This window comes from Mucilaginibacter sp. GW821-FHT07G05 (assembly GCF_059418565.1).
The window spans coordinates 168,618-192,352 of sequence record NZ_JBWKQC010000003.1; the positions used below are offsets into that span (position 1 = coordinate 168,618).

The window sequence follows — 23,735 nt, forward strand, 5'->3', positions numbered from 1 at the left end:
AACCACAACACCGATAGAAGATGAAAAGATCGCTGATCATATTTTACGCCATTATTATTTACGCGGTAGCCGAGCTTATTTGGTGGGGCTACATGCTGGTAAGGCTACAGCCTGCCCGTTTCGGTATGATACTTGGCGAAGGTGCCATGTTCGTGGTGGTTTTCCTGCTGGGAGCCTACAACATGCACAAATCGGTAAATAAGGAGCGTAAGTTGCAGGAGCAGAAAAAAAACTTCCTGCTATCGGTTACGCACGAACTTAAATCGCCGCTGGCCTCTATCAAGTTATTACTGCAAACCATCCAAAAACGCGACCTTACCAAAGCGCAAACGCTCGATTTTATCGATAAATCATTAAACGATATTGAGCGCCTCGACGATATGGTAGAGAATATGCTGCTGGCCTCAAAAATTGAGAACCGTTCATATAGTTTTCCCAAGGCGAGTTTCAACTTATCAACCCTGGTGGATACTACTGTAAACAGGTTACAGATCAGCAAGTGCGATTGCAACCAGCAGATCATCGATGCCGAGATAGAGCCTAAGATTGAGATCACCGGGGATAAATTCGCCCTTACATCGGTAGTAACCAACCTGATTGAAAACGCTGTAAAATACTCACGCCCCTGCGAAGCGCTTTCTGTAAAACTTTTCAGGAAAGACGATAAAATATATTTTCAGGTGGCCGATCATGGCATTGGTATCCCCGATGAGGAAAAAAGCCGTATTTTCGATAGGTTTTACCGCGTAGGCAGCGAGGATACCCGCAACACCAAAGGTACAGGCTTAGGCTTATACATTGTTAAACAAGTACTTGATAAACACGAAGCAACTATAAAGGTAAGAGATAACAGGCCGGCAGGTAGTGTATTTGAAGTTGTTTTTGGATTAACCTAAATTAAAAAGAAATGCTAAACAAAAAACGAATTTTATTAGCTGAAGACGAAGAGCACCTGCTTGAAGCCATTAAACTTAACCTTGAATTAGAAGGCTACAAAGTATCTACCGCAAAAAACGGTAAAAAAGCCCTGCAATTATTTAAAGAGGAGCGCTTTAACCTGGTGATACTGGATGTAATGATGCCCGAAATTGACGGCTTTGTGGTTGCCGAAACCATCAGGCTGGAAAATACCGAGGTGCCTATTATGTTCCTTACCGCTAAAAATACTAACGAAGATAAGATTGCCGGCCTTAAAAAAGGCGCGGACGATTATCTGACCAAACCTTTCAACCTGGAAGAGCTGATTTTAAGAGTGAACAACCTGGTAAAACGCAGCCTGAAAGGGGACGACCTGAAAGAGTTTAACAGCTACCATATCGGCGAAAAAACCATTCATTTCAACTCATTTGAGCTGGTTAACGAGGATGGTTCTATCACCCCGCTTACTAAAAAAGAAACCATGCTGCTGAAGTTGCTGATCGAGCGTCGTAACGAGGCTGTATCGCGCGAGCAGATATTGGAAACCGTATGGAATTATGACGTATACCCGTCAACCCGTACTATTGATAACTTTATACTCACCTTCCGTAAGTATTTCGAACCGGATCCTAAAAACCCGGTTTACTTCCATTCCATACGTGGTGTAGGTTATAAATTTACCGATACGCAGCATTAATGTTTACCAACCAGGCAAGGATAATAGTTTCGATCATTTTCTTACTGCTGGCAGGTGTTTTTATATACTACCACACGTATGCGCTGGCCGCTGCCGCGTTTTTGATGATAGGCTTTTTGGTGTGGGGGTATTTTAAGGAGGGCACTATTATTATGGCTGCTAAACACTTTCACCACAAGGAGTATGAAAAAGCCGAAAAACTGCTGCAACAAATTAAAAACCCTAACCTGCTGAGTAAAAAGCGCCGTGGTTTTTATGAGTTTATACTGGGAGGGATTTACCTGCAACGCCGCGATTACGAGCATGCCGAAAAGCATTATGAAATAGCCGCGCTATATCCGCTGCGCACGGTTAACGATCATGTGGCGGCATTGGTGCATGTGGCCAATATCAACATACGCATGGGTAACTTTGAAAAGGCCAAAGCCTATATGGAACTGGCCGATAAGCATAAGGATAATATTACCGCTAAAATGAAAGAGGTGCTTAAAACACTTCATCACGAAATAAAAAAACACTAACAGCAAAAGGCTGTTCAATTTAATTAGATAAGCAGCGGACTTGATTTTTAAAGCCGCTCAACGTATTTGCATGAGAGATTCATTATTTATTAAAGCCGCATTTTCAGATAAAACAGAGCGTCCGCCGGTGTGGATGATGCGCCAGGCCGGTCGTTTTATGAAAGAGTATTGGGAAATAAAAAACAAGTACTCGTTTTTGGAAATGTGCAAAACCCCCGAGATTGCCGCTGATGTTACCATGCTGCCGGTTGATTTGCTGGGCATTGACGCCGCCATTTTATTTTCGGATATACTGGTAACCGGCGAGGCCATGGGCGGCGATTTGAGCTTTACCCAGGGTGTTGGTCCTAAGTTTGCCAACCCGGTACGTACCAAGGCCGATATCGACGCTTTACAAACCGAAGTAGGCGATAAGCTGCAATACGTAGCCGATGCCATTAAGGTGATTCAACAACGCCTGAATGGTTCTATCCCGCTGATAGGTTTCGCGGGAGCGCCTTTCACGGTAATGAGTTACCTGGTAGAAGGCGGCTCGTCGAAAGATTTTAAGCTGACCAAATTATTGCTGCATAACGAACCCGAACTGGCGCATCAGCTTTTAGCTAAAATTGCCAAGGTGACAGTTGACTATTTGAACATGCAGATAGATGCCGGTGTAAATGCCGTGCAAATATTTGACAGCTGGGCGCAGGCTTTATCGTGGGATGATTATACCGAGTTTTCACACCGTTATATCAACGAGATCATCAGCGGATTGAACAGGAAAGATATCCCGGTGATATCGTTCTGCAAAGGCAGTTCGGTTTTCGCGCCCTTAATGGCCGAAACCAAACCCGATGTGATTTCTATCGACTGGAATGTTGACCTGCTGGATATCAAAAAACGTTTACCGCAAGGTATAGCCGTTCAAGGTAACCTTGATCCGCACATTTTATATGCCGATAAAAAAGTGATCAAAGACAGGATCCACCGCCTTTTCGAGCGCATGCGTGGCGAGAATGGTTTCATCTTCAACCTTGGCCACGGCATTATGCCCGATATTCCGTTTGATAACGTGAAATACGCGGTAGAAGTAATAAAAGAATTTAGATATTAAACACGAATAAGAGGCCCACGAATTGATTAATTGAGTCAATTCGTGGGCCTTATGGGCGTTATGTACGATTATATAAAAGCCATACACATTATTTTTGTGGTCTGCTGGATGGCGGGATTGTTTTATATTGTGCGCCTTTTTATTTATCACACCGAGGCGCAGGACAAATCGGACGTGGAAAAAAAGATCTTGTCGGCACAGTTTGAAGATATGGAGCGCAAGCTATGGTATGTAATAGCCGTACCTTCCATGATCATTACTATAGCGGCCGGTATTACTATGCTGGTATTGGTGCCCGCATGGCTGCACCAGGGCTGGATGCACCTTAAACTCACCTTTGTATTAGGTTTGGTGGTATACCATCACATTTGCCAAAGCAAAATGAAACAGATGCGCAAAGGCATCTTCAAGTGGACCTCCACCCAGCTTCGCCTGTGGAATGAGTTGGCTACCATTTTGCTATTCGCTATCGTATTTCTGGTAGTATTGAAAAGCTCGCTGAACTGGATCTTTGGTGTAGTAGGTATAATCGTATTCTCACTGATCATTATGTCGGCAGTGAAGATCTATAAGTATTTCAGGGAGAAGAAAACCGGCGCACTAAAAGGTAAGGTAAAGCAAATTAGTGATGACATTGAAGTAACCGCAAAGTCTTTTAGCAACGAAAATCTATGGGTTGATTCCTATGGGGCTTATGATATCGATCCTAAGCATCTTGTCTTTTGGATCTGTACACAATCTGATGCTGAAAAGAAAAGATTAACTGATATGCCCGAATTGGCAGTCAGCCTTCGTGAAGTATTAAACAAACACGATTATCCAGAGCAAGCAAGGCAATTCGTACATATTGGTTTTGAATCACAGGAAACTGTGGACCGCGAATCAAATGGTAATTGGTATGTGCATTTTAAATAACAGATAGGCCTGCTATTTATTCAACCTTCCCGATAAACCTTAGTGCTTAGTTATAAGTATTTCTTGGGAGAACAATACATCGATTAGCGATACACTTCATCATCTAACTCCACTTTTCCCCATAAGTTTAACAGGTTGTTTTGAGTTTGCGTGCGAATAAATAATTGCAAGGCTTTTTCTGCAACCTCCTTTTTTGATGCTATATTGCTTATCTCACAGGCCTTTGTAATTAAGGCGGTATCTACCTTTAAATTCATAGCATTAAAATATCAAAATTATTTTCACCCGCATGCAACCATTTAGCCCAAACATTCATCTTACCTTTAAATGATGTTTTTGGAGCGAACTTATACCATTGAGGAATTGATCAAACGCTGTAAGGCGGGCGAGCGTAAAGGGTGTGAAATGCTTTACAAACAATTTGCTTCGAAAATGCTGGGGGTATGCATGCGCTACGCTACCGATAAGATGGAGGCCGAAGATATGTTGCAGAACGGTTTCATAAAGGTTTTTAAAAAGCTGGACGACTACCGCGGCGAAGGTTCTTTCGAGGGCTGGATCAGGCGTATTATGGTGCACAGCTCTATCGAATACTACCGCAAGCACCATAAAATGCTGCAAGTAGTTGATGTGGAAGGTACAGGGCAGGAGCCATCGGTTAACGCTGTAGCCAATGCCAATTTGGATGCCCGCGATTTGATGGGTATGATACAACAACTGGCCCCGGGGTATCGCATGGTATTTAACCTGTACGCCTTGGAAGGTTATTCGCACAAGGAGATAGCCGAAATTGTGGGCATCACCGAAGGCGCGTCGAAATCGCAGCTGTCGAGAGCGCGTACTATATTGAAAGAGTTAATTGCAAAAAGTGAGGGAAAAAGATATGAATATGCAGGATAAAGAACTGGACGCTTTTTTCCATTCGAAATTGGATGATTTTGAAATGGAGCCATCCCACGACCTGTGGAAAGGCATCGCCGCCGAACTGGATAGCGACAAAAAGAAGAAGAATTTAAAACCTTACCTAAGCATAGCGGCCACTATAGTGGTATTACTAACCGCCGGTATATTATTTATGCCCGGCAAACCAAAGCTAACCAATCAGCAGGTGGTAAAAACCAGGGTGAGCAGCAAGCCCCAGCCTGTAAACAATACTCCTGTGCAGGCAAAGGTAATAGCGCCTGTACAACCTGTGGTTAAACAACAGGCTCCGGTTGAGAGCATAGCGGCTACTAAAGCTGTAAAACCGAAAGTGAAAGCCAATACAGTTAAGGCAGAAAAAGAAGCAACTCATACACCCGTACAGCCGGTAGTTGTGGAGCAGGAGCCCGTGCTGGCAGCAAACACAGCCAAACCGGAGGAAACATTACACCCGGTGGTGCCTGATACGGATATCGCGCTGTCACAAAAAACAATTTCTGCCGAAACCGAACCTTTTAAAACAAAGCCTGTTGTAATGGCTTCAACAACACAGCCCGCAGCCGAAAAACAAGCGACCGAGCAGGAGCCTGTGAAAAAGAAGAAAAGGGGCTTTGGCGGATTTATGAACAGCCTGATAGCGAAAATTGATAAACGTAAAGATAAACTGATTGAATTTAAGGATGGCGACGGTGCTATTACAGGCATCAACCTCGGCATCATCAAAATAAAGAATGAAGACAAATAACAACCTATAATATCCAACATATATGAAACGTATAATTTTTACCATCGCTGCAGTGCTTTTTACGGCGACCATATTCGCGCAAACCAAAACAGATACCGTTGTTACCACAACTACCACTATAACCACTGTTTCTACCGATACCACTAAACATTCGGATACTACCCGCACCAAAAAGCGTCGTTTTAAATTCAGCTTTAGTACCGATAATCATGATACATTAAAAACGCCGTCAAAACAGCCCGGCTTTTCTTATGGCTTCGCCTTTTCACGTATCGACATTGGTTTTGCTACGCTGATTGATAACGGAAGCTTTAAGCTATCGGCCGATAACCAGTTTTTAAGATACCGCTCATGGAAGAGCAGCAACTTCGGGTTAGACCTCGTACAGATCGGTTACCGTTTCAGCAGCTCATTTAAAATATATGCTTCCGGTGGTTTCGACTGGACAAGCTACCGCCTGCGCGAAGATGTATCGATAAAAAGGTTCCAGCCATCGCTAACCTATACTACCGACGATATTGATTACGAAAAGAATAGCTTTTCATCAGTTTACCTGCGTATCCCGCTTACTTTTTACTGGAGAAGCCATAATGACAACCATGGTCACCGCTTTCACCTGGCAGGTGGTCCGCTGATGGGTTTCCTGATGAACGGGGCCACCAGGCAAAAAAGTACCGAGAACGGTGAACAGAAATACACTGCCAGCTTTAACCTGGCCAAAGTACAATACGGCGCATTTGCCCGCATAGGCTACGGAGGCATAGGCATGTTTGCCAAATACTACTTCAACGACATGTTCGACGACAGCCCCGCCCAAAAAGGCCTTAAGAGCTTTATGATAGGCGCTACGATAGGATTCTAATTAAGAGGTAAAAGCTAAAGGCGGAAAGCTGAAAGGATAAAGCTTAAAGGTGAAAGCCGAAAGGCGGAAAAGTTAAGGGGATACACATGTGCCTTTAACCTTTCCGCCTTTTCTTTATTAATGATTAATGCCGACGCTTGGCTCCGGCCAAGTGTCCACCATTACCCGGCCTCCGGCCGTTACGTATTACAGATATATGATTGGGGCGGGAAGCCGCGGGATCGCTAACACTTGGCCGGAGCCAAGCGTCGGCATTAAAGAGCTTTCGGCTTTTCGCTTTAAACTTTCTCCTTTCCGCTTTCTCCTTTTACCTTTAGCCTTTTCGCTTTCTCCTTTCCGCTTTCACCTTTCTCCGTATATTTGCCGCTGATGACGGAAACTTCTTTTTTGCAGGCACGGGGGATAAGTAAAATTTTCCCAGGTGTACGCGCGGCGGGTGTTAAAGATATAAGCCTTGATATTGAACAGGGAAAAATTACAGCCATAATAGGTGCCAGCGGTAGCGGTAAAAGTACCTTGCTGCGCATGTTGTTTGGCTTGATAAGTCCGGAACAGGGGGAAGTACGTTTTAAAGATGAACGTGTTTGGGGGCCCGAAGAAAAGCTGATACCCGGCCACGACTCTATGAAGATGGTAACCCAGCATACCGACGATCTGAACACCTTTGCCAAGGTTTGGGATAACGTAGCCTCTCTGTTGCCCAATACCAACCTGCAAGCCAAAAAAGAAAAAACCGAAAATGTACTCACCCAGCTCAATATGCTGCACCTGGCCACCAAGCAGGTGGTGGATCTTAGCGGCGGCGAAAGGCAGCGTGTAGCCATAGCCCGCGCGCTGGTAATGCAACCCGAAGTTTTATTGCTTGATGAACCCTTTAACCAGGTAGATACCTCGTTTCGGGAAGGATTACAGCAGGATATCAGGCAGATTGTTAAAGATACCGGCATTACGGTGATCATGGTATCGCACGATCCTGCCGAAGTACTGTCAATGGCCGATGAGCTGATCGTGCTTAAAGATGGCGAGATTTTGGAAAAGGGTAGTCCGAAAGCACTGTATGCCAATCCGGGATATTTATATACCGCCCAATTGCTTACCAACTGCAATGTGATGGACGCGGCTGAAGCAAAAGCTTGCGAAATTAATCCGGATAAAAGTACCGTGGTGGTATATCCTGAATGGGTAACCATTACCCATAGCCTCACCCATAAAGACTGGACGGTAAAACAAGTGCTTTTCAAAGGTTTTTACGAAGACCTGATACTGCACAACGGCCACACCCAATTACGCGCCGTAAACCAGGAAAAAGGCAAATACAAGGAAGGCGATACCGCCAACCTGAAAGTGAAGAAGTGGTTGGAGTATTAATGATAGAAAGGAATAAAAGTGTAGGGAAATGTGCGATTCCTACCTTGGGAGGATGTAGGAAAGGGTTCGTCCACTGCTCGTATAAACCCCTCCTTGCCACCGCGATTCCCACCACACTCCTCCCGAGGGAGGAATTAAAAAACACATATATTAGCGAGGATAAAAGAGTAGGGGCTTGTGCGATTCCCTCCCATGGGAGGGTGTAGGGAGGGGTTCATCCACTGCCGTATAAACCCCTCCTTGCCACCGCAATTCCCTACACACTCCTCCCGAGGGAGGAATTAAAAAGTTTCTGACTAAGCCACCCACGTACCGTTCACCAGGTTTAATTGTTTTTTAGCGCGTGTTACAGCGGTGTACCACCAGCGGCAAAGTTCGTTATAGGGCATGCCATACATTTTGCTTTCCAAAAATAGGTATACATCATCCCACTCGCCGCCTTGTGCTTTGTGGCAGGTTACGGCGTAACCGTACGATGCTTTGAGGCTGCTCATATATTCATCGTCGCGCATGGCTTTTTTATATTTTTCGGAATTTTGCGCTATATTCTTAGCCCGCATACGCTTATTAAAATCCATCAGCAAAAACTGCGATTGATCATTTGTTAAACCACCTTTCGGACTTTCCAGCGCATCCATAGATAGGAGCATGGTAGTTTCTTTGTCAGATGCCAGCGCTTTGATGCGTACCTGCTGAAACACGAGGTGCGAGCGGTATTTTAGTTCGGTAAGTTCCAGCACCTCCACAAAATCGCCATTGGTTAAGGCTACAGCATAGTTGTTTTGTGTTACCAACAGGATGTCGCCCTCTTGCAACGGCGCATCGACCGAGCCGTAAAGTTCCCTGCGCATGGCTTTGTTAATGTTTTGTACCAACGCGTTACTGCGGGCTATGGCCAGCGTTTTATTGGCGCCTGTGGCTTTATATTTTTGTACGTAATGGTGAAAGATGTCCTTATCCGAAAAATGTAGTTTGATATTATTCAGATCGCGGGCGGGTAATTGAGGGAAACGTGCCGGGATATCCTGTGTACTCATATTGCGGATGGAAGTAGCAAGGGTAAGGATACCGTTATCAGCATTGGTGCGCTCAATTTTGGTCAGCGTTACCACCATGGCGGTAAGTCCTTTAGCCGAAAGCCAGTTTACATCCAATGCCGGACTAAAAGCCTGCCCGACCGGTGGTAACTGGCACGGATCGCCAACAAAGATGATCTTGTTTTGGCCAGCTACTTCAAAAAAATCATCAAGTAAAATACCCGAACCGAATGTAGCGAAAGCCTGATCTTTAGATGCCTCGCACGACATCATGGAGGCTTCATCAACTATGTAAAGCTTTTTATCTTCATCGGGCGCACGCAGCAAAAATTGCAGCGTCATCTGGCCGTTACTGTTAATTTTGCTGTCGGCCTTTGAGTTTTCCTCAATACCGTCAATCTTACTGAAATTATAAAGCTCGCTATGTACAGTTTTGGTTGTGAAGCCGGTTTTACCCTTTAATACGCTCGCCGCGCGGCCGGTAGAAGCCAGCATGCAAAACTTTTGTTCACGTTTCTCCAGCCAGTTGCACAGGTGCTGCATCAGGAAGGTTTTACCTGTACCGGCATAACCCCTTAACACCAAAATATTGGTAGTAGGATGCTTCAAAAACTCTTGTATAGTTTCAAAAGCAATTTGTTGATCAGGGTTTAAGGTATACGCCGCCATTAGATGGCGCTAATATAAGTATATTTTGCTAAATAAATTAGTATTATTTGGTTTTGGCTTGAATGATAAGAAAGACAAGGTAGAAGGGGACGAGGATAATGCCAGTGATCGGTGTTATCACCCAGGGTGTTTCGAAGAGATAAGAAATGCGGGGCAATGTGCGATTCCCTCCCTTGGGAGGGTGTAGGGAGGGGTTTCATCAACCGGATTTTTTAGTTAAAATGCCGTATAAACCCCTCCCTGCCATCGCTCTCCCAACGCGCCCCTCCCCAAGGAGGGATTGTAAAAAAAAGAATATTTATTAGGCTTACACCAAATATTCAAACAGTGTTTGATCCCTGTTGATCTCTATTACATCAAACCGGTGTTCGGCCATGCGTTGCATGAGGGCCGGGTAGTCGTCGGCAGATTTTAGCTCGATACCTACCAGTGCCGGGCCGTTCTCTTTAGCTGTTTTCTTGATGAACTCGAAACGGGTAATATCATCGCCAGGGCCTAATACATTACTCACGAACAACTTTAAAGCTCCGGGACGTTGCGGGAAACGTACGATGAAGTAGTGTTTCAATCCTTCATACAGCAGCGATTTCTCTTTGATCTCCTGCATGCGGTCGATATCGTTATTACCACCGCTGATTACGCATACCACTTTTTTGCCTTTTATCTGATCTTTAACCAAATCAAGCACCGCTACTGATAGCGCGCCTGCGGGTTCAACCACAATGGCATCCTCGTTGTATAATTTCAGTATGGTGGTACAAACTTTACCTTCGGGTACCAGCAACATTTCGTCCAATACTTCGCGACATATTTTGTAGGTGATACTGCCCACGCGTTTTACCGCCGCGCCGTCTACAAAACGATCGATATGGTCAAGGGTTACCGGGCCATCATTCCCAAAAGCGCCAACCATTGAGGGGGCACCTTCGGGCTCAATACCTATCAGTAAAATATCCGGGTTTTGCGATTGCAGGTAAGTGCCTGTACCGGCTGCCAAACCGCCACCGCCAACAGGCATAATAACGGCTTCCACATCGGGCAGGTCTTTCAATATTTCTACACCAACTGTACCTTGTCCCTCAATAACAGGGTAGGTATCAAACGGCGGAATAAACGTCATCCCGTGTGTTTCGGTGTAAATGAGGGCTTCGCGTAAGCAATCGTCAAAAGTATCGCCGGTTAAAACGGTTTCAACGCTGCCATTGCCAAACATCAGGGTTTGCTTAACTTTTTGCTTCGGGGTAATTTCGGGCATAAAAATTACACCTTTAGTACCTAACCTGTTGCACGAAAATGCTACGCCCTGTGCATGGTTACCCGCGCTTGCGCACACTACACCACGGCCCAACTGCTCGGCAGTTAACTGGCTGATCATGTTGTAGGCGCCGCGCAATTTGTAAGAGCGTACTATTTGCAGATCCTCACGTTTCAGGTAAATATCGCATTCGTATTTTGCTGAAAGGCCTGCATTATATTGTAATGGCGTATGTTTAACTACACCCTTTAAGCGCTGGTGTGCCGCTTCAAAATCAAGCAAATGTTCGGTTTCTGTACCCATTATTATTGTTTTACCAAACGATATGCCAGTAGGGTTTGCAAATCATCGTCATTTATATCCAGCTTGCTATCGGCAAGCGCCAGGAAGCGTGTATAGGCTTCGTTCAATTCTTCTTTGCTTAACTGGTGACCCAAACGCTCTAAGTGGAATTTTAAAGCGTGGCGACCACTGCGTGCTGTAAGCACGATGCTCGCGTTCGGGAAACCAACGTCTTCCGGGCGAATGATCTCGTAGTTCTCACGGTTTTTCAGGAACCCATCCTGGTGAATACCCGAACTGTGCGCAAAGGCGTTAGCGCCAACAATTGCTTTGTTAGGCTGCACCGGCATACGCATTTGAGTGCTTACCATGCGGCTCATTTCGTAAAAGTTCTTTGAGTTTACGTTGGTGTATAAACCCAATGTTTGGTGCGTTTTTAACACCATTACCACTTCCTCTATAGAGGTATTACCGGCGCGCTCGCCGATACCGTTAATGGTACCTTCAATTTGCCTTGCACCGTTTTGCAAACCTGCAATTGAGTTGGCCGTGGCCAAACCAAGGTCATTATGGCAATGTACCGATATAATAGCTTTATCGATGTTTTTTACGTTCTCTTTCAGAAAACGGATCTTGCTGCCGTATTGGTCGGGCAGGCAATAGCCGTTAGTATCTGGAATGTTTACTACTGTAGCACCTGCTGCAATAACGGCTTCCACCATTTTTGCCAGATACTCAACGTCGGCACGGCCGGCATCTTCAGCGTAAAACTCAATATCTTCTACAGCGCGTTTGGCGTATTTAACGGCCTCAACGGCGCGTTCTAAAATTTCCTCGCGGGTGCTATTAAATTTATGCTTGATGTGCATATCCGACGAACCTATACCGGTGTGGATACGTGGGTGTTTGGCATATTTAAGTGATTCGATGGCGGCATCTATATCACCTTTGTTGGCCCTGGTAAGGGCGCAAACGGTAGGCTCTTTTACAGCTTTTGATATTTCTACCACGCTCTGAAAATCGCCCGGACTTGAGATAGGGAAACCGGCTTCTATAATATCCACGCCCAGTATTTCAAGCTCGCGTGCTATCTCAATTTTTTCGGGGGTTGTTAACTGGCAACCCGGTACCTGCTCGCCATCGCGCAGCGTAGTATCAAAAACATAGACTCGGTTGGGATCGTGTAACATAAGCTTTTTTGTTTTTAGTTGTATGTTATTCTTTAGTATCAAGTAGTTAGTATCAAGTATCAAGATTTCTCTTTTTGTTAGCGAATGAGTATGGTACATAAAATGTCTTGATACTTGATACTAACTACTTGATACAATACCTACTCCTTTATTGCTATAAATCTTAATCTCTTGTAATCGGCGTACCATTGGCCGCCTTCGTTGTAATGCGGTTCGAGCAGGGCAGTTACTTCGGCCAGCATTTGTTGTTTTTCTTCCTGCGGGATGCCTGCTAAAAACAGCGGACCAAACATGGTGATCCACTTGGCTACTCCCTGGTCGCCATCTTGCAGCGGCGTTTTACGGTCGAAATGTGCCGCGTAAGTTACCCTGAAACCATGTGCCTCCAGCTTTGAGGTATACTCACCCATTGACGGGAAGTACCACACCTTAGTTTCGGCTTGTTTTTTATAACCGTGGTTTAACAATACCTCGCGTGTTGCTGCAATTAAATGTTTCACATTGCCTTTGCCTCCCATTTCGGCCACAAAGCGGCCGCCTGGTTTCAGGCTGTTGTAAACACTGGTCATCATGGCATCGGTATTCTTTATCCAGTGCAATACCGCGTTTGAAAACACGGCATCGTATTGATCGTCAGTAGTAAATTTTGTAGCATCCTCTACCGCGAAATCAATTTCAGGATAGTTCCCTTTAGCTTGTTTGATCATGTCTGCCGAGCTATCGGTGCCCTTTACCCTTGCACCAAGCTGATGTATCTGCTGTGTTAAATAACCTGTACCGCAACCCAGATCAAGGATATGCTCACCGGCTTTAACCTCCAGCAACTCCAGCACATTCTCGCCGTATTGAAATACGAATGAGTGCTTTTGATCATATAATTCAGCGTTCCATTTCATTTTTTAGTCCTATGTTTTAGTCATTGGGGCATTAGGGCATTCAGTCATTGCGGTCATTGGTTCATTTGCTTTTCGCTTTTACATCAACTCACCCTGTCATCGCTTTGCTCGACGTCCCTCTCTGCTGCGCAAAGAGGGAGTTTTTAGAGTTTGCTTTCAGCTTTTACTTTTCGCCTTTCTCCCTTTAACCTTAACTCAAGTATTCCAATACCTTTTGGCCCATGGCTTTGGTGCCTAATATTTTTGCTTTGTCGGTTGTCGCGTCGGCGATGTCGCCGGTGCGGTAGCCGTCTTTTAATGCTTTGTCAATAGCGTCGGTTATCTTCTTGGCTTCTTCTTTGAGGCCGAAACTGATCTCGAACATCAGCGCTACCGATAGTATCGAGGCCAGCGGATTAGCTTTATCCTGACCGGCAATATCATGTGCCGAACCGTGAATAGGCTCAAAGAAACCGGTACCATCACCCACCGATGCCGATGCCAGCATACCCATTGAACCTGCAATTTGCGATGCTTCATCAGTTAATATATCACCGAAAAGGTTGGCGGTTAATACCACGTCAAACTTTTTAGGATTTTTAACCAATTGCATGGCCGCATTGTCGATGAACATGTGTTCGGTTTCTACATCCGGGTATTGCTTGGCCAGTTCCTGCACTACTTCGCGCCACAGGCGTGATGCTTCCAGTACGTTGGCTTTATCTACCGAGCATAATTTTTTGCCGCGTACACGGGCTGCTTCAAATGCTTTGGTAGCAATACGCTCTACCTCGTAACGGTGATAGATCATCAGGTCCGACGCGGTATTGCGGTCTTCGCTGCGTTTCTTTTCGCCGAAGTATACATCGCCGGTCAGTTCGCGGAAGAAGAGGATATCCGTTCCTTTTAGTATTTCGGGTTTAAGGCTCGATGCGCCAAGCAGTTCATCAAACAGCATGATAGGGCGCAGGTTGGCATATAAACCCAATTCCTTACGGATCTTCAGCAAGCCTTGTTCCGGCCTTACTTTAGCCGACGGGTCGTTATCGTATTTAATGTGGCCGATGGCGCCGAACAAAATAGCATCGCTGGCTTTTGCCTTGGCAAGGGTTTCGTCGGGCAGCGGCTCGCCGGTAACTTCAATGGCCGCGTGGCCCATCAAAGCTTCATCGAACGTAAACTCATGACCGAAATCTTTACCTATTTGCTCTAAAACAGCTTTGCCCCAGGTGGTAACCTCGGGGCCTATCCCGTCGCCGGGTATTACTAATATGTGTTTTTTAATTCCCATTAATTCTTAGATTTCACCGATTCTATTCTTTTGGGATTTCACCGATTTATTGTGATCTCACCGATTATTTTAACTCACCTGGTCTTTGCTACGAAAAAGAGATTGCTTTTAGCTTTATACTTTCAGCTTTCCGCCTTTAACCTTATCTGTTTTCCTCAAATTCAACAACCTTCTCTTTGTTGCTTAAAATATAGTCGATATCGTCGTAACCGTTGGTCATGCAGGCTTTTTTGTACGGGTTGATCTCGAAGTTCTCCTGTTCGCCGGTGGCTACAATTTTGATGAACTGATCAACCAGGTTTATTTCTACCTGCGCGTTATGGTCGGCAAATACGGCATCGAATATTTTTTTCAAAAACTCGTCGCTCACCTGTACCGGCAGCAAGCCGTTGTTAAGGGCATTGCCTTTAAATATATCGGCAAAAAAGCTGCTTACTACGGCATCAAAGCCATAATCGTCAATAGCCCAGGCGGCATGCTCGCGACTACTGCCGCAACCAAAGTTTTTGCCTGCAACCAGTATCTTACCACTGTAAGTGGGGTTGTTAAGCACGAAATCTGTTTTCGGGTTGTCGTTCTCATCAAAGCGCCAATCGCGAAACAGGTTATTACCAAAACCCTCGCGGGTAGTGGCCTTCAAAAAACGAGCGGGGATGATCTGATCGGTATCGATATTCTCTATCGGCAACGGCACCACGCTGGTTTGTATATGTTTGAATATTTTAGTAGCCATCTTGATCTGAATTTTTGTCTGAACCCGAATTTTTAGAATTAAATAATTTTCAGAATTTCTTTAAAATGAAAAATTGCTTGTGCTGTATTTCTTATTAAATAATCGTTTAAACTGGAGGCTTTTACTGCCAAAGTTTATAAGTAAACCGGTTTTAACATTGTATGCTTCCAAATAATTAAGTGCCTGCGCCAAATGAACATCTTCCAATTGTATAATCGCTTTTAGTTCAACCATAATTTCATCATCAACAAAAAAATCAACCCTGCGTGTACCTATCTGCTGTTGTTTGTAATATATCGGCATTTCCATTTCTCTCACAAATCCCAAGCCTTCATCCTGAAATTCTATCTCTAATGCTCTTTGATATATTACTTCCTGAAAGCCGTTGCCCAATACTCCGTGAACCCTCATTGCACAACCTATAATTTTGCTGGTGCAATCTTTAAATTCTTCCGGTGATCTTTTAACGCCCTCCATTCTGTTAATTCAACCAATTCTTAAATTCCGGTTCAGACAATGAATGTTAATTTACCAATTCACCTGCTCCCAACAACTCCCTTATATCAGTAACCTTCCCGGTAATGGCTGCTGCTGCGGCGGTTAGGGGGCTGGCTAAGAACGTGCGTGAGTTGGGGCCTTGTCTGCCTTCAAAGTTTCTGTTTGAGGTTGATACGCAGTATTTGCCTGCGGGTATCTTGTCCTCGTTCATACCTAAGCAGGCGCTGCATCCCGGTTCGCGGAGCGGGAAACCTGCTTCGGCAAATATTTTATCGAGGCCTTCGCTTATGGCCTGTTGTTCTACCTGTTTTGATCCCGGTACTACCCAAACGGTAACGTTATCGGCCTTGTGCTTGCCTTTTACAAAGGCGGCCACCTGGCGCAAATCTTCAATACGGGAGTTGGTGCAGCTGCCGATAAAAACATAGTCGATAGGCTTACCCAGCAACTGGTCGTCGTCGTGCAGGCCCATATATTCGAGTGATTTTTTGTACGAACCTTGTTCTTTAGGTTCAAAATCAGTAGTTGATGGCACGTGTTGTGTAACCCCGATACCCATACCCGGATTAGTTCCGTAGGTGATCATCGGTTCAATATCTTCGGCTTTAAAGCTTAATACTTCGTCAAACTGAGCGTCTTCGTCGCTAAATAAAGTTCTCCAGTAAGCTTCTGCCTTGTCCCACTCTTCGCCTTTAGGAGCAAATTCGCGACCTTTTACATAATTAATAGTAATATCATCCGGAGCAATTAAGCCACAGCGTGCACCCATTTCGATGCTCATATTACAAATGGTCATGCGGCCTTCCATACTTAAAGCACGTATGGTATCGCCTGCATATTCAACAGCGTAACCTGTACCGCCCGCCGCCGAAATTTTAGCGATGATGTACAGGATAATATCTTTAGCGCCAACGCCGTTTTGCAGCTTGCCGTTAACTTCTATCTTCATTTTTTTAGGGCGCGATTGCAGCAAACATTGTGTTGCCATAACCTGCTCTACCTGCGATGTGCCTATACCAAATGCTATAGCGCCAAAAGCACCGTGGGTTGATGTGTGGCTGTCGCCGCAAACGTAAGTGCCACCCGGGCGGGTTATGCCCAGTTCGGGCCCTATTACGTGTACAATACCCTGGTAAGGGTGGCCTAAACCGTAAAGTTCAATACCGAACTCTTTGGTGTTTTTGGTAAGCATATCAACCTGGTAACGCGAAAGCTCCTCCTTAATAGGCAGGTGCTGATCCCAGGTAGGTACGTTATGATCGGCAGTGGCAACGGTTTGTTGCGGCCTGAAAACCGGCAAACCACGCTTGCGCAATCCGTCAAATGCCTGCGGACTGGTTACCTCGTGTATAAAATGTGTATCAATATATAAAATATCAGGAAAGCCCTCGTTGCTGCTCACAACATGCGCATCCCAAATTTTATCAAATAATGTTTGTCCCATTTGCAAATTAGTATCAAGTATAAAGTATCAAGTAGTTAGTACTAAGCGCCAAGGTTGTCTTGATACCTGATACTAACTACTTGATACCAAAAATTATGCTTCTACAGCCTGGTTTTCAGGGCGAAGGCTGCGTACAGTTTTACCTGCCTGCCACATTTCGCTGTCGCGCAGTTCAGCAAGTTCCACGTTTAATTTTTCGCGGTAGTCAGGCTGGCTGTTCAGGTCGATAGAACGTTGAGATTCTTTACCTGTAGCAACACTTTTGTATAATTCTTCAAATACCGGTTTAGTAGCGTCATGGAATTTTTTCCACCAATCTAACGCGCCGCGTTGAGCGGTAGTTGAGCAATTGGCATACATCCAGTCCATACCGTTTTCGGCAACTAATGGCATTAATGATTGGGTTAACTCTTCAACAGTTTCGTTGAAAGCTTCAGATGGTGAGTGACCATTGCTGCGTAATACATCGTATTGTGCAGCGAAGATACCCTGGATACAACCCATCAGCGTACCACGCTCGCCGGTTAAATCGCTGTATACTTCTTTTTTGAAGTTGGTTTCGAACAGATAACCGCTACCTACGGCAATACCTAAAGCTATAACACGGTCTTGCGCGTTACCTGTAGCATCCTGGAAGATAGCGTAGCTTGAGTTTAAGCCGCGACCTTGCAGAAACATGCGGCGTAATGATGTACCTGAACCTTTAGGTGCAACCAAAAATACGTCAACATCAGCAGGAGGAACGATGCCTGTTTGCTCGTTAAAAGTGATACCGAAACCGTGAGAGAAGTATAATGCTTTACCCGGAGTAAGGTGTTTTTTAACTGTTGGCCATAATTCAATTTGAGCCGCGTCACTTAATAAGTAGCAAATGATAGTACCTTTTTCAAGGGCTTCTTCAATTTCAAAAAGGGTTTCGCCCGGTACAAAGCCATCAGCAACAGCTTTATCCCAGGTTTTTGAATTTTTACGCTGACCAACAATTACGTTAATGCCATTGTCTTTTTGATTTAGCGCCTGGCCCGGACCTTGAACACCGTAACCAATTACAGCTACAACTTCGTTTTTAAGTACTTCCTGAGCTTTTGATAAAGGGAACTCCTCGCGGGTTACTACATTTTCTTCAGTGCCGCCGAAATTTAATTTTGCCATGATTTTGTTTTTGTTTTTTGTGATCTCATCTATTTTGAGGACGAGAGCAGCGATTTTATTTTTAGGTTATTGTTATTTGTTGTTTTTGGATTTCACCGATTTTATTGTCTGAACCTGAATTTTTGGAATTTATAGAATTAAGGAATTTTACTTTTCGTATTCAGATAATTCTTTAATTCTGTGAATTATGGTTAAGACAAATTACATCGTAAACACTTTCTGTCCTTTGTTCAGGTATTCGTTTTCTATTACGTCTTCACCCGGTTCAAGGCGTTCAAATTCGCGTAGTTTGGAGTTGAAGCCTTCGCTGTCTTTAATGATAGCTACCCTTGCGCTGCGTACAAACTCAATAAGTCCGTATGGTTGCAGTATGGTGATCAGGTTATCGGTTTCCTCGCGGTGACCGGTAGTTTCAAACACGGTATAATCTTTACGGATCACTACCGCGCGTGCACCATTTTCGCGCAGCAAACGCTCAACGCTTACCTTCTCGGCAATTACATCGGTTGATAGCTTGTACAACGCCAGTTCCTGCCAAATCACATCTTGATTGGTGTGGTAGTATACTTTTAATACCTCTACCTGTTTCTCTATCTGACGGCAAAGCTTGCGCACCACATCTTCTGATTCGGTAATAAGAATATTGAACCTGTGGATGCTTTCAATCTCCGACGGAGAGGTGTTCAAACTCTCGATATTGATCTTACGGCGGGTAAATATAATAGCTATTCTGCTTAAAAGACCAATTTGGTTTTCGGTATAAACCGTTATGTTAAATTCCTGTTTCTCTGTTTCTGGAGTGCTCATAATATTTTCTTTTTAGTGCCCCGGTGGTTTTTGTACCGGTTTCGCATTTTTTAGAAGTTCACTGTAGCTTTCAGCTTTCGCCTTTAAGCTTTCAGCCTTTATCTTATTTAAGCCTAATTTCTGATACGCTGCAACCTTGTGGTACCATCGGGAATACGTTGTTCTCTTTGGTAACAATTACTTCTAACAGGAACGAGCCGTTGTTATTAAGCATTTCTTTCAGGGCATCCTGCAAGTCGTCGCGTTTTTCAATAGAGCGGCCTGCTATACCGTAACCGCTGGCTACGCGCACAAAATCCGGACTTTGAATATCCACGAAAGAATAACGGCGCTCGTTGAAGAGTTCCTGCCACTGGCGTACCATACCCAGGAAACGGTTATTAAGAATAATGATCTTTACATCAACACCCGATTGCATAATGGTACCCAGTTCCTGTAAGGTCATCTGGAAACCACCATCACCAATAATGGCGACAACAGTACGATCCTGTGCGCCAAATTTAGCGCCTATGGCAGCCGGCAGGGCAAAGCCCATTGTGCCCAAACCACCGCTGGTAACGTTACTGCGGGTATTGTTCAGTTTAGCATAACGGCAAGCCACCATCTGGTGCTGACCAACATCGGTAACGATAACGGCATCACCATTGGTAAGCTCGTTAAGTTGTTTAATTACCTCGCCCATGGTCATTTCTTCGGTAGTTGGGTTTAGCTCGTTGTGGATAACCGCGTCAACTTCTTTTTGAGTATAGTCGTTGAATTTGGCAACCCATTCGGTATGTTTCGCTTCGTTAACCAATTCGGTTAATAAAGGCAAAGTCTCTTTACAATCGCCCCAAACAGGTACGGTTGATTTTACGTTCTTGTCTATCTCGGCCGGATCAATATCCAGGTGAACCACTTTGGCTTGTTTGGCGTATTTATCCAAACGACCGGTTACGCGATCATCAAAACGCATGCCGATAGCGATAAGCACATCGCACTCGTTGGTTAATACGTTAGGGCCATAGTTACCGTGCATGCCCAGCATACCTACGTTAAGCGGGTGATCTGTAGGGATAGCGCCGGCACCAAGAATAGTCCATGCGGCAGGGATACCGCTTTTTTCAACGAAAGCTTTAAATTCCTGCTCGGCACTACCTAAAATAACGCCTTGTCCCCAAAGGATGAAAGGTTTTTTAGCCTGGTTGATCAGCTCGGCAGCCTGCTCAATGTATTGTTTACGCACTATAGGTTTTGGCCTGTAGCTGCGGATGTGTTTAAATGGGGTATAACCGCTGTAATCAAATTTCTGGATCTGCGCGTTTTTGGTAATATCGATCAGAACCGGGCCCGGGCGACCGCTTTTGGCGATATAAAATGCCTTGGCAATAACTTCCGGAATTTCGGTAGCATCGGTAACCTGGTAGTTCCATTTGGTAACCGGGGTAGTGATGTTGATCACGTCGGTTTCCTGGAAGGCATCGGTACCTAAAAGGTGCGCGAAAACCTGCCCGGTGATACATACCAATGGGGTACTGTCAATTTGAGCATCGGCCAAACCTGTTACCAGGTTGGTAGCGCCGGGGCCGCTGGTAGCGAACACTACGCCCACCTTGCCCGAGGTACGTGCATAACCCTGACCGGCATGGATGCCGCCCTGTTCGTGACGTACCAATATGTGGTTTAACTTTTCGCTGTAATCATACAGCGCGTCATATATCGGCATTATGGCACCACCCGGGTAACCGAAAATGGTTTCGGTACCTTCGGCTATTAATGCTTCTAATAATGCAACCGAACCCGAAACTTCTGTGGTTTCTTTTTCTGCGGCTGCTGTTAGTATTTCTTGTTGTGCAACTTCCATACTGTTTATTCTTTTGGTTTCACCGATGTGTTTAATTTCACCGGTGTATTGTTTGCAATTTTGTTGTTCGTGGCCGTACTGATTTGAATTTAACGATTACCGTAATTAATGTACTTATACATTCTGTTCATTCGTTAAATGCTGTTATTCAGTATTATTCATCTGTTACACAGCCTTCTGCGGCTGTGCTAACGCTCTTGGCATATTTGTATAAAAGCCCTTTGGTTACACGATAGTTAGGCTGTGTCCATGTTGCCTTGCGTGCTGCTATCTCTTCATCAGATACTTTAAGTATCATGGTGTTTTTGGTAGCATCAATTTCTATCCTGTCTTCGTCTTTTACAAATGCTATCAAGCCGCCTTCAAATGCTTCGGGGGTGATGTGGCCAACTACAAATCCGTGGGTACCGCCCGAGAAACGCCCATCTGTGATGAGTGCTACCGAAGCGCCTAAGCCTGCGCCAAAAATGGCAGACGTTGGTTTAAGCATTTCGGGCATGCCCGGCGCGCCTTTAGGGCCCACGTTACGAATCACTACCACATCACCGGCTTTGACTCGGCCACTTGTAATACCTTCAATAAGTTCAAACTCGCCATCAAACACGCGGGCAGGGCCTTCAAAAAAGTCGCCTTCTTTACCGCTAATCTTGGCTACACTGCCGCCTTCGGCAAGGTTGCCGTAAATAATTTGTAAGTGACCTGTAGCTTTCACCGGTTTTTCAACCGGCCATATAATATCCTGTTTATTAAAATCAAGTGCCGGAACTTCCGCCAGGTTCTCGGCCAGCGTTTTGCCGGTTACAGTAAGGCAATCGCCATGCAGCCAGCCTTGTTCCAGGCAATATTTCATTACTGCCGGTATACCGCCAACCGCATGTAAATCGGTCATCATGTATTTACCGCTTGGCTTCATGTCAGCCAGTACCGGTATGCGGTCGCTTATATCCTGAAAATCATCCTGGGTAACCTTCACGTCCACACTTTTTGCCATGGCTATCATGTGCAGCACCGCGTTGGTACTTCCGCCTAATACCATAATTACTACCATCGCGTTCTCAAATGCCTTGCGGGTCATGATATCGCTTGGTTTAATATCTTTTTCTAACAGGAGTTTTATGGCTTTGCCCGCTGCCAGGCACTCTTCTTTCTTTTCATCGCTCAAAGCAGGGTTGCTTGATGAGTAAGGTAAACTCATACCTAAAGCCTCAATAGCTGCTGCCATGGTATTGGCGGTATAAACACCACCACATGCACCTGCGCTTGGACAGGCGTTTTTTATTACACCAATAAAATCTTCGGGACTGATAGTTCCGGCTATTTTTTTCCCTAAGGCCTCAAAGGCAGATACGATGTTAAGATCTTCACCTTTCCAGCGCCCCGGATGAATAGTGCCTCCATATACCATTATCGACGGACGGTTTAAACGGCCCATTGCAATGATAGATCCGGGCATATTTTTATCGCAACCCGGCAGGGTGATCAAACCATCATAGTATTGCGCGCCGGTAACGGCTTCTATAGAGTCGGCAATAACATCACGGCTTATTAAAGAGTAACGCATGCCGGGGGTACCATTGCCCATACCATCGCTTACGCCAATAGTATTAAATATCAAACCCACCAGATCTTCATTCCAAATACCTTGTTTAACAATTTTAGCCAAATCGTTAAGGTGCATGTTGCAGGTGTTACCATCATAACCCATGCTTGCTACACCTACCTGGGCTTTCTTCATATCGTCGTCGGTTAAGCCAATGCCGTAAAGCATTGCTTGTGCCGCAGGCTGAGTAGGGTCCTGGGTAAAGGTTTTGCTGTATTTGTTTAATTCAACAGCTTGTAAAGTATCGGTGGAAGAACTCATATAGTATTTATATTTATGATCTTATATTTTAGGTTTCGCTTAGCGCTAAAAATCAATATTGTTAAGGTAGACAGACGGCTTATTTTTCGCAATAGCAATAACAAAAATTTTAATTTAGTATATTATTTGTTAATTTATTATTTATACAGAATTAAAGTATGTAAATATATAAATAATAAGAATTATATTTTTATCAAAATAGACCAAAGTTAAAATCGGTATTCGGTATGTATTCTATGCAAGCATAGTAAAGTGTCGTTTTTCTGCCTGAAATTGGATGAAAGCATAAAATTGTCGCAAAAAAAAGGCCCCGGTTGGTTACCGGGGCCTTTTCAAAATAGCTTGTATCTTATCAGTTTGAAATACCTTCGGCAAGTACGGTGATTTTGTTGTTTAATGCTTCAACTACCCCGCCTTTAATAAAAAAGACTTCCTCTTTAATGCCACCACCGCGCACAATCAGTTTTCCATCCTGTAAGGTTGAAATAATTGGCGCGTGATTGTTCAGTATCTCAAAAGAACCTAAAGCTCCGGGCAGGGTAACTGATGTTGCCTCGCCTTCGTAAACTGTTTTATCCGGAGTAAGAATTTCTAATGTCATTTCTTTAGTATCAAGTATTGAGTATCAAGTATCAAGTAACTTTTATAATATCAGGTAGCAATATGTCTTGATACCTGATACGAAATACTTGCTACTATTATGATTGTCAGGTATCAAGTAAATATGTTGTAGTATCAGGTAGCAATATCGTCTT

23 protein-coding genes are annotated in these 23,735 nt (G+C 44.6%); 9 read left to right on the forward strand and 14 right to left on the reverse strand.

All coding sequences use genetic code 11. The features are described from left to right. The first annotated feature begins 20 nt into the window (after positions 1-20). The 5 genes from AC07NA_RS08850 to AC07NA_RS08870 all read left to right on the forward strand — a co-directional run bounded on the left by AC07NA_RS08850 (position 21) and on the right by AC07NA_RS08870 (position 4,147). Positions 21-896, forward strand: coding sequence for a sensor histidine kinase (locus AC07NA_RS08850; protein WP_345212193.1), 876 nt, complete (start codon positions 21-23; stop codon positions 894-896). A gap of 11 nt (positions 897-907) precedes the next feature. After that, positions 908-1,615 carry a response regulator transcription factor gene (locus tag AC07NA_RS08855; protein ID WP_345212192.1) on the forward strand — a complete coding sequence of 236 codons (708 nt, stop codon included), beginning with the start codon at positions 908-910 and terminating at the stop codon, positions 1,613-1,615. Further along, positions 1,615-2,136 carry a tetratricopeptide repeat protein gene (locus tag AC07NA_RS08860; RefSeq protein ID WP_494897249.1) on the forward strand — a complete coding sequence of 174 codons (522 nt, stop codon included), beginning with the start codon at positions 1,615-1,617 and terminating at the stop codon, positions 2,134-2,136. The genes AC07NA_RS08855 and AC07NA_RS08860 overlap by 1 nt, the downstream gene beginning before the upstream one ends. Positions 2,137-2,206: 70 nt before the next feature. Beyond that, complete coding sequence (gene hemE / locus AC07NA_RS08865; RefSeq protein WP_494897250.1) at positions 2,207-3,232, forward strand: uroporphyrinogen decarboxylase; 1,026 nt, start codon at positions 2,207-2,209, stop codon at positions 3,230-3,232. Between the two features lie 60 nt (positions 3,233-3,292). Next, the gene (locus tag AC07NA_RS08870; protein WP_494897251.1) at positions 3,293-4,147 is read left to right on the forward strand and encodes a CopD family protein; all 855 of its coding nucleotides are present in this window, start codon (positions 3,293-3,295) and stop codon (positions 4,145-4,147) included. Between the two features lie 83 nt (positions 4,148-4,230). Here the strand turns inward: AC07NA_RS08870 and AC07NA_RS08875 are convergent, their stop codons facing one another. Then, on the reverse strand, positions 4,231-4,404 hold the full coding sequence (locus tag AC07NA_RS08875; RefSeq protein WP_494897252.1) for a type II toxin-antitoxin system VapB family antitoxin: 174 nt from the start codon (positions 4,402-4,404) through the stop codon (positions 4,231-4,233). A 73-nt stretch (positions 4,405-4,477) separates the two neighbouring features. Between AC07NA_RS08875 and AC07NA_RS08880 the strand changes: the two genes are divergently transcribed. From AC07NA_RS08880 to AC07NA_RS08895, 4 genes are all read left to right on the forward strand, one after another. Next, positions 4,478-5,047 (forward strand): RNA polymerase sigma factor, encoded by a 570-nt coding sequence (locus AC07NA_RS08880; protein ID WP_494897660.1) that lies wholly within the window; start codon positions 4,478-4,480, stop codon positions 5,045-5,047. Beyond that, a complete protein-coding gene (locus AC07NA_RS08885; protein ID WP_494897253.1) occupies positions 5,016-5,813 on the forward strand; it encodes a hypothetical protein in 798 nt (265 codons plus the stop codon). Before AC07NA_RS08880 ends, AC07NA_RS08885 begins: the two co-directional genes overlap by 32 nt. 22 nt (positions 5,814-5,835) lie before the next feature. Then, positions 5,836-6,675, forward strand: coding sequence for an outer membrane beta-barrel protein (locus tag AC07NA_RS08890; RefSeq protein WP_494897254.1), 840 nt, complete (start codon positions 5,836-5,838; stop codon positions 6,673-6,675). 369 nt (positions 6,676-7,044) lie between these two features. Beyond that, positions 7,045-8,043, forward strand: coding sequence for an ABC transporter ATP-binding protein (locus AC07NA_RS08895; RefSeq protein ID WP_494897255.1), 999 nt, complete (start codon positions 7,045-7,047; stop codon positions 8,041-8,043). 296 nt (positions 8,044-8,339) lie between these two features. On the opposite strand, the gene AC07NA_RS08900 is transcribed toward AC07NA_RS08895, so the two are convergent. The 13 genes from AC07NA_RS08900 to atpC form a co-directional block, all read right to left on the reverse strand. Then, complete coding sequence (locus AC07NA_RS08900; RefSeq protein ID WP_494897256.1) at positions 8,340-9,749, reverse strand: ATP-dependent DNA helicase; 1,410 nt, start codon at positions 9,747-9,749, stop codon at positions 8,340-8,342. A gap of 307 nt (positions 9,750-10,056) precedes the next feature. Further along, positions 10,057-11,307, reverse strand: coding sequence for a threonine ammonia-lyase IlvA (gene ilvA, locus AC07NA_RS08905; RefSeq protein ID WP_494897257.1), 1,251 nt, complete (start codon positions 11,305-11,307; stop codon positions 10,057-10,059). Positions 11,308-11,309: 2 nt separating this feature from the next. Then, positions 11,310-12,476, reverse strand: a complete 1,167-nt coding sequence (locus tag AC07NA_RS08910) for a 2-isopropylmalate synthase (RefSeq protein WP_494897258.1) — start codon at positions 12,474-12,476, stop codon at positions 11,310-11,312. A gap of 140 nt (positions 12,477-12,616) precedes the next feature. Further along, the gene (locus AC07NA_RS08915) at positions 12,617-13,372 is read right to left on the reverse strand and encodes a class I SAM-dependent methyltransferase (RefSeq protein WP_494897259.1); all 756 of its coding nucleotides are present in this window, start codon (positions 13,370-13,372) and stop codon (positions 12,617-12,619) included. A gap of 190 nt (positions 13,373-13,562) precedes the next feature. Beyond that, positions 13,563-14,636 carry a 3-isopropylmalate dehydrogenase gene (leuB, locus tag AC07NA_RS08920; RefSeq protein WP_494897661.1) on the reverse strand — a complete coding sequence of 358 codons (1,074 nt, stop codon included), beginning with the start codon at positions 14,634-14,636 and terminating at the stop codon, positions 13,563-13,565. A gap of 148 nt (positions 14,637-14,784) precedes the next feature. Continuing rightward, positions 14,785-15,375 carry a 3-isopropylmalate dehydratase small subunit gene (gene leuD, locus AC07NA_RS08925; protein WP_494897260.1) on the reverse strand — a complete coding sequence of 197 codons (591 nt, stop codon included), beginning with the start codon at positions 15,373-15,375 and terminating at the stop codon, positions 14,785-14,787. Positions 15,376-15,435: 60 nt separating this feature from the next. Next, positions 15,436-15,852 carry a GxxExxY protein gene (locus AC07NA_RS08930; RefSeq protein WP_494897261.1) on the reverse strand — a complete coding sequence of 139 codons (417 nt, stop codon included), beginning with the start codon at positions 15,850-15,852 and terminating at the stop codon, positions 15,436-15,438. Positions 15,853-15,898: 46 nt separating this feature from the next. Further along, entirely contained in the window at positions 15,899-17,317 is a 1,419-nt protein-coding gene (gene leuC / locus AC07NA_RS08935; RefSeq protein ID WP_494897262.1) for a 3-isopropylmalate dehydratase large subunit, read from the reverse strand. Positions 17,318-17,410: 93 nt separating this feature from the next. Beyond that, complete coding sequence (gene ilvC / locus AC07NA_RS08940) at positions 17,411-18,469, reverse strand: ketol-acid reductoisomerase (protein WP_345212178.1); 1,059 nt, start codon at positions 18,467-18,469, stop codon at positions 17,411-17,413. Positions 18,470-18,670: 201 nt separating this feature from the next. After that, on the reverse strand, positions 18,671-19,276 hold the full coding sequence (ilvN, locus tag AC07NA_RS08945; protein ID WP_345212177.1) for an acetolactate synthase small subunit: 606 nt from the start codon (positions 19,274-19,276) through the stop codon (positions 18,671-18,673). 103 nt (positions 19,277-19,379) lie between these two features. Next, a complete protein-coding gene (ilvB, locus tag AC07NA_RS08950; protein WP_494897263.1) occupies positions 19,380-21,119 on the reverse strand; it encodes a biosynthetic-type acetolactate synthase large subunit in 1,740 nt (579 codons plus the stop codon). A gap of 154 nt (positions 21,120-21,273) precedes the next feature. Continuing rightward, on the reverse strand, positions 21,274-22,980 hold the full coding sequence (gene ilvD / locus AC07NA_RS08955) for a dihydroxy-acid dehydratase (protein WP_494897264.1): 1,707 nt from the start codon (positions 22,978-22,980) through the stop codon (positions 21,274-21,276). 352 nt (positions 22,981-23,332) lie between these two features. After that, positions 23,333-23,581, reverse strand: coding sequence for an ATP synthase F1 subunit epsilon (gene atpC / locus AC07NA_RS08960; protein ID WP_345212174.1), 249 nt, complete (start codon positions 23,579-23,581; stop codon positions 23,333-23,335). Positions 23,582-23,735 lie beyond the last annotated feature (154 nt).

What these genes read in the sequence shown, in the direction of transcription:
- ilvC (WP_345212178.1), bottom strand. Translation starts at nt 18,469, where the DNA reads ATGGCAAAATTAAATTTCGGCGGCACTGAAGAAAATGTAGTAACCCGC.
- ilvB (WP_494897263.1), bottom strand. Translation starts at nt 21,119, where the DNA reads ATGGAAGTTGCACAACAAGAAATACTAACAGCAGCCGCAGAAAAAGAA.
- AC07NA_RS08895 (WP_494897255.1), top strand. Translation starts at nt 7,045, where the DNA reads ATGACGGAAACTTCTTTTTTGCAGGCACGGGGGATAAGTAAAATTTTC.
- AC07NA_RS08855 (WP_345212192.1), top strand. Translation starts at nt 908, where the DNA reads ATGCTAAACAAAAAACGAATTTTATTAGCTGAAGACGAAGAGCACCTG.
- AC07NA_RS08870 (WP_494897251.1), top strand. Translation starts at nt 3,293, where the DNA reads ATGTACGATTATATAAAAGCCATACACATTATTTTTGTGGTCTGCTGG.
- AC07NA_RS08910 (WP_494897258.1), bottom strand. Translation starts at nt 12,476, where the DNA reads ATGTTACACGATCCCAACCGAGTCTATGTTTTTGATACTACGCTGCGC.
- AC07NA_RS08900 (WP_494897256.1), bottom strand. Translation starts at nt 9,749, where the DNA reads ATGGCGGCGTATACCTTAAACCCTGATCAACAAATTGCTTTTGAAACT.
- AC07NA_RS08915 (WP_494897259.1), bottom strand. Translation starts at nt 13,372, where the DNA reads ATGAAATGGAACGCTGAATTATATGATCAAAAGCACTCATTCGTATTT.
- ilvA (WP_494897257.1), bottom strand. Translation starts at nt 11,307, where the DNA reads ATGGGTACAGAAACCGAACATTTGCTTGATTTTGAAGCGGCACACCAG.
- hemE (WP_494897250.1), top strand. Translation starts at nt 2,207, where the DNA reads ATGAGAGATTCATTATTTATTAAAGCCGCATTTTCAGATAAAACAGAG.
- ilvN (WP_345212177.1), bottom strand. Translation starts at nt 19,276, where the DNA reads ATGAGCACTCCAGAAACAGAGAAACAGGAATTTAACATAACGGTTTAT.
- ilvD (WP_494897264.1), bottom strand. Translation starts at nt 22,980, where the DNA reads ATGAGTTCTTCCACCGATACTTTACAAGCTGTTGAATTAAACAAATAC.
- atpC (WP_345212174.1), bottom strand. Translation starts at nt 23,581, where the DNA reads ATGACATTAGAAATTCTTACTCCGGATAAAACAGTTTACGAAGGCGAG.
- AC07NA_RS08930 (WP_494897261.1), bottom strand. Translation starts at nt 15,852, where the DNA reads ATGGAGGGCGTTAAAAGATCACCGGAAGAATTTAAAGATTGCACCAGC.
- AC07NA_RS08880 (WP_494897660.1), top strand. Translation starts at nt 4,478, where the DNA reads ATGTTTTTGGAGCGAACTTATACCATTGAGGAATTGATCAAACGCTGT.
- AC07NA_RS08890 (WP_494897254.1), top strand. Translation starts at nt 5,836, where the DNA reads ATGAAACGTATAATTTTTACCATCGCTGCAGTGCTTTTTACGGCGACC.
- leuC (WP_494897262.1), bottom strand. Translation starts at nt 17,317, where the DNA reads ATGGGACAAACATTATTTGATAAAATTTGGGATGCGCATGTTGTGAGC.
- leuD (WP_494897260.1), bottom strand. Translation starts at nt 15,375, where the DNA reads ATGGCTACTAAAATATTCAAACATATACAAACCAGCGTGGTGCCGTTG.
- AC07NA_RS08850 (WP_345212193.1), top strand. Translation starts at nt 21, where the DNA reads ATGAAAAGATCGCTGATCATATTTTACGCCATTATTATTTACGCGGTA.
- AC07NA_RS08860 (WP_494897249.1), top strand. Translation starts at nt 1,615, where the DNA reads ATGTTTACCAACCAGGCAAGGATAATAGTTTCGATCATTTTCTTACTG.
- AC07NA_RS08875 (WP_494897252.1), bottom strand. Translation starts at nt 4,404, where the DNA reads ATGAATTTAAAGGTAGATACCGCCTTAATTACAAAGGCCTGTGAGATA.